General features: G+C 63.5%; 11 protein-coding genes. 8 read left to right on the plus strand and 3 right to left on the minus strand.

The annotated features are described in order from the left end of the window. The first annotated feature begins 143 nt into the window (after positions 1–143). The gene (locus tag ACI2KG_RS04095; RefSeq protein WP_404660889.1) at positions 144–1,361 is read left to right on the plus strand and encodes an amidohydrolase family protein; all 1,218 of its coding nucleotides are present in this window, start codon (positions 144–146) and stop codon (positions 1,359–1,361) included. A gap of 756 nt (positions 1,362–2,117) precedes the next feature. Here ACI2KG_RS04095 and ACI2KG_RS04100 read toward each other — a convergent pair. After that, positions 2,118–2,996 (minus strand): LysR substrate-binding domain-containing protein, encoded by an 879-nt coding sequence (locus ACI2KG_RS04100; protein ID WP_404660890.1) that lies wholly within the window; start codon positions 2,994–2,996, stop codon positions 2,118–2,120. 297 nt (positions 2,997–3,293) lie between these two features. Here ACI2KG_RS04100 and ACI2KG_RS04105 point away from each other — a divergent pair, with 297 nt between their 5' ends. The 4 genes from ACI2KG_RS04105 (at position 3,294) to ACI2KG_RS04120 (ending at position 7,031) form a co-directional block, all read left to right on the plus strand. Then, the gene (locus ACI2KG_RS04105; RefSeq protein ID WP_400620541.1) at positions 3,294–3,989 is read left to right on the plus strand and encodes a 3-oxoacid CoA-transferase subunit A; all 696 of its coding nucleotides are present in this window, start codon (positions 3,294–3,296) and stop codon (positions 3,987–3,989) included. 8 nt (positions 3,990–3,997) lie between these two features. Then, positions 3,998–4,639 carry a 3-oxoacid CoA-transferase subunit B gene (locus ACI2KG_RS04110; protein WP_400620538.1) on the plus strand — a complete coding sequence of 214 codons (642 nt, stop codon included), beginning with the start codon at positions 3,998–4,000 and terminating at the stop codon, positions 4,637–4,639. 352 nt (positions 4,640–4,991) lie between these two features. After that, complete coding sequence (locus ACI2KG_RS04115) at positions 4,992–6,335, plus strand: MATE family efflux transporter (RefSeq protein WP_404660891.1); 1,344 nt, start codon at positions 4,992–4,994, stop codon at positions 6,333–6,335. A gap of 54 nt (positions 6,336–6,389) precedes the next feature. Further along, positions 6,390–7,031: a TetR/AcrR family transcriptional regulator gene (locus ACI2KG_RS04120; RefSeq protein ID WP_404660892.1), complete on the plus strand. Its 642-nt coding sequence runs from the start codon at positions 6,390–6,392 to the stop codon at positions 7,029–7,031. A 34-nt stretch (positions 7,032–7,065) separates the two neighbouring features. Here ACI2KG_RS04120 and ACI2KG_RS04125 read toward each other — a convergent pair whose 3' ends face one another. After that, a complete protein-coding gene (locus tag ACI2KG_RS04125; protein WP_404660893.1) occupies positions 7,066–9,780 on the minus strand; it encodes a glycoside hydrolase family 3 C-terminal domain-containing protein in 2,715 nt (904 codons plus the stop codon). Beyond that, a complete protein-coding gene (locus ACI2KG_RS04130; RefSeq protein WP_404660894.1) occupies positions 9,777–10,019 on the minus strand; it encodes a hypothetical protein in 243 nt (80 codons plus the stop codon). The genes ACI2KG_RS04125 and ACI2KG_RS04130 overlap by 4 nt, the downstream gene beginning before the upstream one ends. Positions 10,020–10,509: 490 nt before the next feature. Here ACI2KG_RS04130 and gspE point away from each other — a divergent pair, with 490 nt between their 5' ends. The 3 genes from gspE to gspG are packed head-to-tail and all read left to right on the plus strand — an operon-like array spanning position 10,510 to position 13,832. After that, positions 10,510–12,198, plus strand: coding sequence for a type II secretion system ATPase GspE (gene gspE / locus ACI2KG_RS04135; RefSeq protein ID WP_404660895.1), 1,689 nt, complete (start codon positions 10,510–10,512; stop codon positions 12,196–12,198). Between the two features lies 1 nt (position 12,199). Beyond that, entirely contained in the window at positions 12,200–13,399 is a 1,200-nt protein-coding gene (locus ACI2KG_RS04140; RefSeq protein WP_404660896.1) for a type II secretion system F family protein, read from the plus strand. A 10-nt stretch (positions 13,400–13,409) separates the two neighbouring features. Then, positions 13,410–13,832: a type II secretion system major pseudopilin GspG gene (gspG, locus tag ACI2KG_RS04145; RefSeq protein ID WP_404660897.1), complete on the plus strand. Its 423-nt coding sequence runs from the start codon at positions 13,410–13,412 to the stop codon at positions 13,830–13,832.

The raw sequence follows: 13,832 nt of genomic DNA on the forward strand, positions 1-13,832 counted from the left end.
CCACCACCGCCAAACACCTCCAAGCCCACCCGCTGCCTGCATCCAGAAACGCACTGCACCCGATCCTGATAATTAATTGGAGACAGGCGCGCATCCGCCCTACCGTGGTACATCACTTAAGCCTGAGTAGAAAAGGCCCGATCATGAACGACCGTGAGTTCATCAATGCCATCGACACCGATGGCCTGCCCCTGCACATTGCCGTCAGCAACGGCCGCATTACCCACATCGGCCCGCAACGCGCCAGCACCCCGGCCCGCGAGACCATCGACCTGGAAGGCCTGCTGGTTTTGCCAGGCTTCGTCGACGGCCACATCCACCTGGACAAGAGCTTCGTCGGTGACCGTTGGCGGCCGCACCAGCCTGTCGCCAGCCTGCGCGAGCGCCTGGCCGTGGAAAAACGCGAACTCGCCAGCGCCCCGCCCATCGTCGAACGTGCTGATGCACTGATGCGCCAGGCCGCTTCGTACGGCACCCTGGCCATGCGCTGCCATGTGGACGTGGACGCCAGCACCGGCCTTACCAACCTGCGCGCCATACTCGAGGCCCGCGACAAATGGAAAGGCCTGCTCGACATCGAGCTGGTGGCCTTCCCCCAGGCCGGCGTAGTGACCTGCCCCGGCACCGCCGACGTCATGGAAGCAGCCATCCGCGAAGGCGTACAGGTGGTCGGCGGCATCGACCCTACGACGCTGGATGGTGACGCCGACGCCCAGCTCGACATCGTGTTCGGCCTCGCTGACCGGCATGGCGTGAAAGTCGATATCCACCTGCATGAGCCTGGCGACATCTGCATCGCCCAGCTTGAGCGCATTGCTGCGCGCACCCACGCGCTGGGCATGCAAGGCCTGGTCGCGGTCAGCCATGCCTATGGCCTGGGCGATGTAGCCGACGCAGTGGTCGACCGCACCGCCGAAGTGCTGGCCGGTGCCGGCATCTCGATCATGACCAATGCCCCCGGCGACCACGCCTTCCCACCCGTGCTGCGCCTGCGGGCCGGTGGTGTGCGGGTGTTCACCGGCAACGACAACATTCAGGATGCCTGGTGGCCTTATGGCAATGGCGACATGCTGCAGCGGGCGATGCTGATCAGCTACCGCTCGGGCTTCAACACCGACGAGGAGCTATGGGTGGCGCTGGAGATGGCGACCGAGGCCAGCGCCGGGGTGATGGGCAAGCAGGACTATGGTTTAAAGGTGGGTAACGAAGCCAGCTTCCTACTGTTCAAGGCACCGAACGCGGCCGCGGCGGTGGCGGCGGCCATTCATGAGCGGGTGATCGTGCGCCACGGTGCGTTCTGGGGCAGGCCTGCGCAGTTGCAGTTGCAGGCTGCGCAGTTTGCGACCGAGCTTCGCCGCTGAAGGGCTGACGCGATCTATTGTGGGAGCGGGCATGCCCTAATGCCAGTCAGTTAGGCGACAAGGGCTGACGGGTGTTTGCCTGGGGATTTTGGTTGCCTGTTAGATCGAGCGCCGCCCGCGCGGCGCTTCGCGGCACAAGGCCGCTCCCACATCTGTTTCAGGCCAGTCTTTCCTGTGAGATCACCTCGGGCCGCCCTGTTTGTTCCCTTCGACATCGGCATTGCCGCTGCTCTTCATCAATCCCCAGCCATGCACCCAGGGTGCGAGTGCGCAGGTGGCAGGAGTAACTGGCCCGAAACAGATGTGGGAGCGGCCTTGTGCCGCGAAGCGCCGCGCGGGCGGCGCGCGATCGAATAGGCGCTGCTAAAAGCATGGAGAACACCCTGTCTTTTCTTAACTGACCGGCATTAGGGCATGCCCGCGAAGCAGGCGGCGCGGTGCATGGCACCGGCGTTGCCGGTGTTCGCGGCTAAAGCCGCTCCTACAAGGATTGTGAGAACCCGACGCCAGTGCATTCCCCAGTGAGAGCGGCTAAAGCCGCCCCTACAAGGATTGCGAGAACCCGACGCCAGTGCATTCCCCAGTGAGAGCGGCTAAAGCCGCCCCTACAAGGATTGCGAAAACCAGACACCAGCGCACTCACCTGTGGGAGCGGCTAAAGCCGCTCCTGCGAGGATTGCGAACCCGACGCCAGCGCACTCCCCTCTGGGAGCGGCTTTAGCCGCGAACACGGGCGCAGCCCGTGCCAGCCAACGCCTACTCCGCCTCGCTACGCAAAATCCCGATCAGAACCTGCGCCAACTCCATCACCATCGGGTCCGCTGTAGGCCGATGAAAGATCGCCGCCTCAAACACCTTGATCGGCTTGAACCCCTGCTCCGCCCCCAGCACCCGATGCCCGCCCGTCACCACCCGCGACGGCAACAGGCTGACCCCCAGCCCATTGGCCACTGCTTCCTGGATCCCCGCCAGGCTCGAACTGGTAAACGCAATGCGCCAACTGCGCCCCATCGCCTCGACTGCAGCAAGCATGTCATCGCGGTACAACCCGCGCGGTGGAAAGGTCACCAGCGGGATCGGGTCCTGGACGAAACAAGGGTACTGCGCACTGTCGATCCACTCGATACGCTCCGGCTGGCAGGCATTGGCCTCGCGGCTATGCCGGCGCTGCTTGATCAATACCAGGTCCAACTCGCCACGGTCGTAAGTGCTCATCAGGTCCCGGCTCAAGCCGCCGGTAATCTCCAGCTTCACCGTCGGATTGCGCCGGTTGAACGCTGCCAGGGCCTGCATCGTCTTGCCCGCGACAAAATCGTCCGGCAGGCCAATACGCACGGTCACCGTCACCCCGCCCGACATGGCCTCGGTCAGCTGGCTGCTCACCGCCAGCAGGTGCCGCGCATAACCCAGCAGGGTTTCCCCGGCATCGGTCGGGTGCACCTCGCGGTTACTGCGGTCGAGCAACTGGTGGCCGACCATTTCCTCCAACCGGCGTACCTTTTGGCTGACCGTGGACTGGGTGGAGTGCAGGCGCGCGGCGGCGGCGGTGAAACTGCCGCAATCGGCCACCATGACCACGGTGCGGAGCATCTCCAGGTCATAGATGGCGCGGTTGGGTTTGATGGATTCGGGCATCGGACGATTCAGCGATCAGACAGGGCTGGGGACATGATGCCTCAAGCGGCGATGCAGACCCATTGCCCTTTTGCCGGCAGCGCTTTGTAGCCGCGCACAGGCCCGCCAAACTGCTCGTACATCGCACAACAGTTCGATAATCGCACAAATTCAGCCAAACCCTCTCTACTGTTGCCCTATCTTGCGGCACGCTATAGCGAAAGTCAGCAAGCCATTTCAAGTGCTGACGGGCCCCACCGCTTCACGCGCTCCGGCCAGCCCGACAACCACAACTCCAGGAACAACCAGGAGCTCGCCTTGATCAATAAAACGTTTGAGTCCATCGCCAGCGCGGTGGAAGGGATCACCGACGGATCGACCATCATGGTCGGTGGCTTCGGCACTGCCGGCATGCCGTCCGAGCTGATCGACGGCCTGATCGCCACCGGTGCCCGTGACCTGACCATCATCAGCAACAATGCCGGCAACGGCGAGATCGGCCTGGCCGCCCTGCTCATGGCAGGCAGCGTGCGCAAGGTGATCTGCTCGTTCCCGCGCCAGTCCGACTCGTACGTGTTCGATGAACTGTACCGCGCCGGCAAGATCGAGCTTGAGGTGGTACCGCAAGGCAACCTGGCCGAGCGCATTCGCGCCGCAGGTTCCGGCATTGGCGCGTTCTTCTCGCCGACCGGTTACGGCACCCTGCTGGCCGAAGGCAAGGAAACCCGCGAAATCGACGGCCGCCAGTACGTACTGGAAATGCCGCTGCACGCCGACTTCGCCCTGATCAAGGCGCACAAGGGCGACCGTTGGGGCAACCTGACCTACCGCAAGGCCGCGCGCAACTTCGGCCCGATCATGGCCATGGCCGCCAAGACCGCCATCGCCCAGGTCGACCAGGTTGTCGAACTCGGTGAACTGGACCCGGAACACATCATCACCCCGGGTATTTTCGTCCAGCGCGTGGTCGCCGTTAGCGGCGCTGGCGCTTCTTCGCTTGCCAAAGCTGTCTGAGGCCTGCCATGACCATCACCAAAAAGCTCTCCCGCACCGAGATGGCCCAGCGCGTGGCCGCAGACATCCAGGAAGGCGCGTACGTGAACCTGGGCATTGGCGCCCCGACCCTGGTGGCCAACTACCTTGGCGACAAGGAAGTGTTCCTGCACAGCGAAAACGGCCTGCTGGGCATGGGCCCAAGCCCGGCCCCGGGCGAAGAAGACGATGACCTGATCAACGCCGGCAAGCAGCACGTGACCCTGCTGACCGGTGGCGCCTTCTTCCACCACGCCGACTCGTTCTCGATGATGCGCGGCGGCCACCTGGACATCGCCGTACTCGGCGCCTTCCAGGTGTCGGTAAAAGGCGACCTGGCCAACTGGCACACCGGCGCCGAGGGTTCGATCCCTGCCGTAGGCGGCGCGATGGACCTGGCCACTGGCGCGCGCCAGGTGTTCGTGATGATGGACCACCTGACCAAGACCGGCGAAAGCAAGCTGGTGCCCGAGTGCACCTACCCGCTGACCGGGATTGGTTGCGTCAGCCGGATCTACACCGACTTGGCCGTGCTGGAAGTGACGGCTGAAGGGCTGAAAGTGGTCGAGATTTGTGCGGATATCGACTTTGAAGAGCTGCAGAAGCTGAGTGGTGTACCGCTAATCAAGTGATCGGTGCCGCTGGGCCGCTACTTGCATTAGTCAGCTGGCCCGGGCGGACTTCTTGTAGGGCTGAATCCCCCAGGGCTGCTCCGCAGCCCTATCGCAACACAAGACCGCACAGTCCCCGTGCATGCTTTGAAGGCATTGCAGGCCAGCTGGCCTCCCCGTCTTGCTCAACACCTCAAAGCAAACGCGCTCCCTCAGATGCTGGTCACATCAGGTAGTGGAGAAGCCTATTTCCTTTGCCGAAGACGGTCAGCTTTAGCGCTTGATCCCTTGTTTGCACTATACAATGCAGCTCCAACCTTTGCGTCCAATTGCGCGATACTGACACCCCGGACCGCGGACCTTGCGGCATGTCATGAAAACCCCGACCACTAGCTTTACCCGCGGCCCCATCGCGCACCATCTCCTGGTGATGTCATCGACCAGCGCCATCGCCCTGCTTGCAGTGTTCCTCACGGATATCCTCACGCTCACCTATGTCGCCTTGCTGCATGACGAAGCGCTGGTGGCCGCCGTCGGCATCGCCAAGACCCTGACGTTCTTCAACGGCAGCCTGGTGGCCGGCATCATCGTCGCCGCCGGTACGATGATTTCGCGCCGCGTGGGCCAAGGGGCCTGTGCCGCGTTACCGGCGCTGATCACCCACATGCTGATAATGGCGACTCTGGCTGCGGCCGTGGTGTCGCTCATCCTGTGGCGCTACCTGGACTTTTTTGCCGGGTTGCTCGGAGCCAATGCCCCGACCTCCGCCATTGCCCGCCAGTTCATCGCCATGACCTTGCTCGCCTCGCCCCTGACGACCATCACCCAGGCTGCGGCCCAGGCGCTGCGTGCCTGCGGGCATAGCGGCCGGGCACTGGCAGTGGTACTGGCGGCGGCCCTGTGCCTGGCCGTCGTCGACCCGCTGCTTATCTTCGTGTTTGGGCTCAAGTTGTGGGGCGCCGGCCTGTCTTGCCTGATTGCCGCCGCCTTGGGCGCACTGCTCGGCCTCCAGCAACTGCACCGGCATGTGGGGCTGACCAGCAAGGTCCGCTGGCGCCTGCTACGCCTGTTCGGCGGCAGAATCAATCGCATCGCCCTGCCCTTCACCCTTGGCAGCCTGGCCATGCCGCTGGCCCTCGCCTACACCATGGCGCAACTGGCCACGTTCGGCATTTCGGTCATGGCCGGCATGGCGCTGATGGACCGCATCCTGCAGATTGTCTACTGCCTATATTTCGCCTTGCCGGGTGCGCTGGTACCGATCCTTGCGCAGAACCTGGGCGCCGGCGATGGCATGCGCGTGCAGGCGACACTGCGCAGCGCCTGCAAGCTGGTGCTGGGCCATGGCCTGGCGGTCTGGGCACTGTTGCTGCTGGTGTCTGCGTGGTTGGGACCGCTGTTCGGGCTGACCGGGCCCGGGCAGCACCTGGTCGAACAACTCTGCCGCTTCGGCCCCGGTTTCTGGTTGCTGATCGGCCTGGATTTCGTCGCGATTTCATTGTTCATCAGCCGTGGGCAGGTCTGGTGGGTGCCGGGCTATGCCTGGCTGCGCGCCACCCTGGGTAGCGTGCCTTTCGTCTGGGCAGGTGCTCAGGCCTTTGGAGCCAGCGGTGTGATGCTCGGACTGTGGTGCGGCAACGCGCTGGTCGCACTGATTTCGATCGCTACCGCCGTCGCCATCAACCGCCGGCGCACGTACCGAGCGCATGAACAGTAGATGTTTGCCATAATCAGCGGCCCGCACACCCTCAACACAGCTCACAGTGGGTTTATGTCAGAACAGGATCACACCGAAACGGCCGACGCGCCGGCAACCAAACGCCGCCGCGCGCCCAAGGGAGAAATGCGCCGCGCTGCGCTGCTGGATGCCGCAACCTTGGTGTTTGCCAAGGATGGTTATGGTGCGGCGTCCATGCGCGATGTGGCCGAATTGGCCGGCATCACCACGGTCGGCCTGCTGCACCACTTTCCTAACAAGGTCTCGTTGTTACGGGCGTTGATCGATCGCCGAGACCAGCGGGTCACCGAGCAGTTCGCCACGCTTGAGCTCGCGCCAACGCTGGACAGCTTCCTGGCCTTCGTGCGTAAGAGCATGGGGTTCAGCGTGCAGAGCCTGCCGGAATGCCAGGCAGCGATGATGATCAGTGTCGAGAGCCTGTCGGAACAGCACCCGGCATGGCCCTGGTACCTGGAGAAGTTCGAGCTCACCCACGCCCACGCCCAGGCGCACCTGACAACGCTGGTGGAGCATGGGCAAGTGCGCGCTAACGTTGATGTGAAGGCCTTGGCCACGGAGATCTTCGCCGTCATGGACGGCTTGCAGATCCAATGGCTGCGGGCCCCTGAGCAGGTCGATGTCGGCGCGACGTTCGACGCCTACCTGCAACGCCTGGCAGACGCCATCCGCGCCTGAACGGCCGGCCCGTCCCTGAGCCAGCGCACCGGCATCAGTAGGCTTGCGAGGCGCTGACCTGCACGGCGGCACGCAGCGGTGCTGGCAGCGGGTTGCTGTCGCGGGTGGTCAGGTGCTGCGGGATCAGTGTCAGCAAGGTACGCTGCAGGGTCAAGTGCTCGGAGTCCGGGCCGACCCAGACCTTGAACTTGCCGGCATCGACATCCCAGCTATCGCTGTTCTGCACGAAGTACGCCAGCGAGCGCGAGTCGATCGGCAGGCTTACGGTCTTGCTTTCACCGGGCTGCAGATAGACTTTGGTAAAGCCCTTGAGCTCCTTCTTCGGGCGGTCGACCTGCGGGTCGATCGGCTGGATGTACAGCTGGGCGACTTCGAAGCCGGCCTTGTCTCCGCTGTTGGTCAGGGTGAACTGGGCATTGATGGTATTGCCCGGCGTCATCACGTTGCTCGACAGTTTCAGGTCCGAGTAGTCGAAAGTGGTGTACGACAAACCAAAGCCAAACGGGTACAGGGGTTTGGCGTGGTTCTTGTCGTAGCCACGGTAACCCAGGTACAAGCCCTCGCTGTACTCGATCTCGGTCAACGCATCGTCACCGCGATAGGCTGCCGGGTCCGGGTACGAGGCATAGCTCGGGTTGTTCTCGATCCGCTTGTCGATGGTAACCGGCAGTTTGCCCGACGGGTTGACCTTGCCGTACAGGATCTCGGCCAGCGCCTGGCCACCCTGCTGGCCTGGGAACCAGGCGTGCAGCGTGGCGCCCACCTTGTTGGCCCAGGGCTGCATATTGGCGACGCCGCCGCCGTGCATGACCACGACGGTGTTCGGGTTGGCTTTGCTGACGAACTTGATCAGGTCGGCCTGCTGGTCTGGCAGGTCGTAGCCGTGGTCGGAGCCTTCGCCCTCGTTCTCGTAGTTGGTGCCGGCGGCGACCACCACTGCATCGTATTGCGCCAGGTCCTCTGGCGGACGCAGCGACGCCCAGCTCATCTGTACGCCAGCCAGGCCGCCCAGTGCCGGGGTGAAGTTGCCTTGCACGCGGCGGTATTCGAGCTTGACGGTGTATGACTTGCCGGCCACCAGTGTTGCGCTCTGGCCCGAAGTGACCAGGGCATTGACCACATCCGAGGAGTACGGCACGCCGTCGCTCTCTACTACCAGCTTGTCATTGACCCACACCTTGTACGGGCCATCGGCGCGCACCTTGAACACGTGCTTGCCGGAAATGGTCGGCTTGATGGTCGCGGTGAAGCGTGCAGAGAACGCGCCGGCTGTCGGGCTGAAGCCACTCACGGCGGTAGAGCCGTTGTCGGTCTCGTTGGTGCTGGTGGTCCAGTTCAGGTTGACCCCGGGCTCGACTCGGGTGAGCAAAGGCGAGCCGCTCAAGGTGGCGTTGTCGAAGTACTCGGCTTTGACCCCGGCATTGCTGATCTTGCCCTTGCCGCTGCTCGGCTGGTACCACACCGACGCTTTCGGGTTCAGGCTCAGCGCCGACAGGTAGGTGACGTTGCTGCTGCTCGAGGCCAACTGCTGCAAGCCACTGAGTTCAGTCACGTAGCTGTTGGGCGGCGAGTTGGCCGTGCCAAACGGCGAAGCCGGTGCCTGGGCGGCCCAGTCACCGATCACCGCAACCTTGGCCGTGCGCGCCAGGGGTAGCAGCGGCTTGCCGGCAGCGGTGTCGGCGTTGCGCAGCAGCACGATGGACTCACGCGCGAGGTTCAGCGAGGCGCGCTGGCCGTACTCGGTGTGTTCAAGGGTCTGCGCGCTGTTCATGTGCTCCTGCAGGTCGTAGCTGACGATGCCACGCAGGTTGCGCTTGACCTTGTCGTCGATCACGTTCTGGGTCAGCTGGCCGCTCCACAGGTACGGCAGCAGGTTGGCTTCGGTGAACTGCAGGCCCGACGGCATGTCGATGTCGGTGCCGGCCCAGGCGCCTTTGAACGGGTCATGAATAGCGTTGAAGTCGCTGATCACCATGCCTTGGTAGCCCCACTCCCCCTTGAGCACCTCGGTGATCAGGTGGTGGTTTTCGCAGGCGTAGTCGCCATTGACCTTGTTGAAGCCACACATGATCGAGGCAACGTTGGCGTTCTTGACCATCGACTCGAAGCCCGGCAGGTACAGTTCGCGCAGGGTGCGCTCGTCGGCGACGACATTGACGGCCTGGCGGTTGGCTTCCTGCTCGTTGGCCACGTAGTGCTTGCCGCTGGCCTGGATACCTTGGGCCTGGATGCCGTTGACCACGGCCGGTGCCAGCACGGCGCCGAGGAACGGGTCTTCGCCGCTGAGGTATTCGGCAGCCCGGCCGTTGTACGGCGTGCGGTACAGGTTGACCCCTGGCGAGAGCATCTGCTGGCCGCCGGAGATACGCGTTTCGTAGGCGATGGCCAGGCCGAATTCCTTCGCCCGGTTGATGCTCCAACTCGCCGCCAGTGCCGACTGTGAGGGGTACTGGGCGCCGAAGGTGGCGTTGTTGACGTGCACACCCATCGACGAGTCGTAGGCCACAGTGCCCTGGATGCCCCACTTGAGCAGCGACGGGATCATGTGGCCGTCATTGACCCGGGTGAAGTTAATCTTCTCCGAGGTGTTCATGTTGTCGAGGATTGAGCTGACGCGCGCCTCGACTTCGTTGCCAGTAACCGGTGCTGCGGCCTGGGCGCTGGATGCCTGGATCACGCCTAGCGCGAGCAGGCTCAGGCCCAGGGTGTGTTTCAGAGTGTTCACGCGGCGATTCCTTGTACGGCTCATGGCTGGCTGACCTGGGTCGGGGCGTCGCTGGTATCGACGGGGGCGTCAAGCATCGCGTTGGAAGCTGCGACCTCCTGGCCGACCCGGTCGACGCCGGTGATGCGTTCGCGCTGGGCATCGAGCTGTTCGCGCGCGCTCTGGGTGGTCGCCTGTTGGCTGGCAGTCGAAGTGTCGGCAAAAGCATTGATATGCGTGGCCAGCAGCGCCGAACAGGCGAGTGACAGCAATAGTCTATTCATCGAATAGTTCTCGATTAAAAGGTTTGAAATGAACAACATGGCCCGGGCCCAGGCATGCAGCGGGCGTAAGTCTGGGCATTACGAGAAAAAGTTCAAGTCACGGCAGGTCTTCAATCGAAGCAGGCGCTAAATAGTGATGTAAAAGTCGGCTAAAACCGGAAAGTGGGCATTTTTTAATACACGCCAAACGATACATAGGACAATTTTTTATAGTTTTAATTGCGCAAAAATGTACAAACTCAACCGTTTTCGGTCTTTTTTATCACATTTAAAGCATTTTTCAGTCTATCATTAAACCTAGTTGCAGCTAGGTTTAGTGATCTGGTAAGCTTCCGTCGCCGCTGAAAAAGTCCCGACCAAACTGCGGAAATTTATCTCGATATGGACTCTATTGCGCCGTAAAGGACAACGACGTATTCTCCGGCCACCTTTAAACAAGCAACTAACTAAATGCCGCTATATAGCCAGCACATTGCATAAAGCCATCAGCATGAACTTGGAAATCCCTACCGCCGACACTATATGTGAGTGGCTGCTAAGTGCAGGCGCACTGCAACCGGCTGATATACAGCGTGCGGTTCGGCTGGGCGTTGCACAAGGTATTTGCGAAGATGAAAAACTGCATACGCTGTTGCGCCTCGGCGCCGTCAAGGACGGGCAGATGGCGGCCGCTTTCGCCCACTTGCTCGGCGCCCCACGCCTGACTGACGAAACCGTCGAAGCAGCGCCTGGCGTCACCGAACGGTTCGCCCGCCACCATGGCGTCGTCACCCTGAGCGAAAACCCCAGCCATCTGCGCGTGGCGGCTGCCGTTCCGCTTTCTGCCTACGCCTTGTCGGCGCTGGCCTATCACGCCGACAAGGCCGTCGAGCCGATCATCGCCACTGCCGAACAGGTTGCCGGGTTGATCGAACAGGCCTACGGCGCCGGCCGTTCAGCCATGGGCGCACTGGTAGAGGCGTTGGACGACGACAGCGTCAGCGAAGGCGACATCGAGCACCTCAAGGACATGGCGTCCGAAGCACCCGTGGTGCGCATGGTCAACCTGATGCTGCAGCATGCCGTCGACCTGCGCGCCTCGGACATTCACGTCGAGCCCTTCGAAAACCAGCTGAAAGTGCGCTACCGCGTCGATGGCGTACTGCTGGAGGGCGAGGCGCCGCCCAGTGGCTATGCTGCGGCGATCATCTCGCGCCTGAAGATCATGGCCCGCCTGGACATCGCCGAGCGCCGCCTGCCCCAGGATGGCCGGATCATGCTGCGCATGCAGGGCCGCGAGCTCGACCTGCGGGTATCGACCGTGCCCACCAGCTTCGGCGAGTCGGTGGTGATGCGCCTGCTCGACCGGCAGACCGTCAGCTTCGACTTCGCCAGCCTCGGCATCAGTGGCCCCGTCTTGCGCCGCGTCGAACAGTTGCTGGCACGCCCGCACGGGATTTTCCTGGTCACCGGCCCGACCGGCTCGGGCAAGACCACCACGCTGTACACCGCGCTGTCCGGGCTGAACAGTGCCGAACGCAAGATCATCACCGTTGAAGACCCGGTCGAGTATCAGCTCACCGGCATCAACCAGATCCAGGTCAAACCCGCAATCGGCCTGGGCTTCGCCACCGCCCTGCGCTCGATAGTACGCCAGGACCCGGACGTGATCATGATCGGTGAGATGCGCGACCTCGAAACCTGCAGCATCGCCATCCAGTCATCGCTCACCGGCCACCTGGTATTGTCGTCGCTGCACACCAACAGCGCATCGGCGAGTATCACCCGCCTGCTCGACATGGGCGTCGAAAGCTACCTGCTGGCCTCGACGCTGCAAGGTATCCTCGCCCAACGCCTGGTACGCCGCCTCGACCCGCGCACCCGCATCGCCTTCGAAGCGCCGGCGGAACTGGTGGAGCGCCATCAGCTGCAGCGTTACACCGAGCAGCGGCCCATCCTGCTGTACCGCCCCGACGAGCAAAGCCCGGGCGGCGGCTACCATGGCCGCAGCGCGATCACCGAACTGCTGGTGATGGACGACGACCTGCGCAACCTGCTGATGCGCCAGAGCGACGCCGCCAGCCTCGAGGCAGCGGCGCGCGACAAAGGTCTGGTCACGCTCTACGAAGAAGGCCTGTGCCAGGCCCTGGCCGGCATCACTTCGCTGGAAGAAGTGCTGCGCGTCACAGGTGGCGACTGACATGCCGGTCTATGCCTACAGCGCGCTGGACAACGAAGGCCGCAAGCAGCGCGGTGAAGTCCAGGCCGCCGATCAAGCGCTGGCCGCGCGTCAGTTGCACCAGCGCGGCCTGCTCGTGCTCAGCCTCAAGCCAGGCGGCCGCCTGCTGCGCGTCGGCATCCAACGCAGCGTGCTGAAACCTGCAGAGCTGATCAGCTTCACCCAGCAGCTCACCACCCTGATCAGTGCCGGCCAGCCGCTGGACAAGGCCCTGGCCACCCTGCTCAAGAACCTGCGCAAGCCGGCGGCAAAGGCCTTGCTCGAACGCGTGCGTGACCAGGTCAAAGCCGGCCAGCCACTGTCCCTGGCCCTTGAGGAACACCCGGCCACCTTCAACGCGTTCTACACCAGCCTGGTGCGTGCCGGTGAAGCCGGTGGCGTGCTGGAAACCACCCTGGCGCAGCTGGCCAGCTACCTGGAGCGCAGCCACACGCTGCGCGCCGAAGTGCTCAACGCGCTGATCTACCCGGCGTTCCTGGTGGTTGGCGTGATCGGCTCGCTGGGCTTGCTGTTGGCCTACGTGGTCCCGCAGTTCGTACCGATTTTCCAGGACCTGGGCGTACCGATCCCCTGGGTGACCCGGGCCATCCTGGCATTGGGCGACTTCGTCAACGCCTGGGGGCTGATCAGCCTGGGCGCACTGGTCGCAATGTGCTGGCTGCTGCTCGCGGCACGCCGCAACCCGCAACGGCGCATCGCCCAGGACCGCCGGCTATGGTGCAGCCGCCTGCTCGGCCCGTTGTTGCAGAAACTGGAAACCGCACGCCTGGCACGCACCCTCGGCACCTTGCTGAGCAACAGCGTCACCCTGCTCGCCGCGCTGTCGATCGGCCGCGATGTCAGCGCAAACCATGCGCTGCGCGAACACGTCGGCCAGGTCGCCGAGGCGGTCCGCTACGGCGATAGCCTGCCCCACGCACTGTCTGCAGGCCCGCTGCTGCCGGACCTCGCCCTGCAGATGATCGAGGTCGGCGAGCAGTCCGCCAGCCTCGGCGCCATGTTGCTCAAGGTCGCCGATGTCTACGACATCGAGAGCAAGCGCACCATCGACCGCCTGCTGGCGGCCCTGGTGCCGACCCTGACCATTGTCATGGCGGTACTGGTGGCAGCGATCATGCTCGCCATCATGCTGCCGCTCATGAGCCTCACCAGCACAATCTAGGAAACCACCCATGCGCTCCCGCTCACGATCCACCGCCCGCCAGGCGGGCTTCACCCTGCTCGAAATGCTCGCCGTCATCGTCCTGCTGGGCATCGTCGCGACCATTGTCGTGCGTCAGGTCGGCGGCAACGTCGACAAGGGCAAGTACGGCGCCGGCAAGGCGCAACTGGCCAGCCTGAGCATGAAGGTCGACAGCTACGCGCTGGACGTCGGCGCCCCGCCGGCCACGCTCGACCAACTGCTGCACAAGCCGGCCAACGCCAGCCAGTGGGCTGGCCCCTACGCCAAACCGTCCGACCTGCTCGACCCGTTCGGCCATGCGTTTGCCTACCGCTACCCGGGCAAGCACGGCAGCTTCGACCTTATCTTCCTGGGCCAGGACGGCGCCCCCGGTGGCGAAGGCTACAAGGCCGACCTGGGCAACTGGCAGTAA

The sequence above is a fragment of the Pseudomonas sp. NPDC089407 genome (assembly GCF_044900445.1).
GTDB lineage: Bacteria > Pseudomonadota > Gammaproteobacteria > Pseudomonadales > Pseudomonadaceae > Aquipseudomonas.

Bases quoted from the DNA above. Each gene is read 5' to 3' on its own strand.
- ACI2KG_RS04130 (WP_404660894.1), bottom strand. From the start codon at position 10,019: ATGAATAGACTATTGCTGTCACTCGCCTGTTCGGCGCTGCTGGCCACG.
- ACI2KG_RS04110 (WP_400620538.1), top strand. From the start codon at position 3,998: ATGACCATCACCAAAAAGCTCTCCCGCACCGAGATGGCCCAGCGCGTG.
- ACI2KG_RS04125 (WP_404660893.1), bottom strand. From the start codon at position 9,780: ATGAGCCGTACAAGGAATCGCCGCGTGAACACTCTGAAACACACCCTG.
- ACI2KG_RS04100 (WP_404660890.1), bottom strand. From the start codon at position 2,996: ATGCCCGAATCCATCAAACCCAACCGCGCCATCTATGACCTGGAGATG.
- gspE (WP_404660895.1), top strand. From the start codon at position 10,510: ATGAACTTGGAAATCCCTACCGCCGACACTATATGTGAGTGGCTGCTA.
- ACI2KG_RS04140 (WP_404660896.1), top strand. From the start codon at position 12,200: ATGCCGGTCTATGCCTACAGCGCGCTGGACAACGAAGGCCGCAAGCAG.
- ACI2KG_RS04115 (WP_404660891.1), top strand. From the start codon at position 4,992: ATGAAAACCCCGACCACTAGCTTTACCCGCGGCCCCATCGCGCACCAT.
- gspG (WP_404660897.1), top strand. From the start codon at position 13,410: ATGCGCTCCCGCTCACGATCCACCGCCCGCCAGGCGGGCTTCACCCTG.
- ACI2KG_RS04120 (WP_404660892.1), top strand. From the start codon at position 6,390: ATGTCAGAACAGGATCACACCGAAACGGCCGACGCGCCGGCAACCAAA.
- ACI2KG_RS04095 (WP_404660889.1), top strand. From the start codon at position 144: ATGAACGACCGTGAGTTCATCAATGCCATCGACACCGATGGCCTGCCC.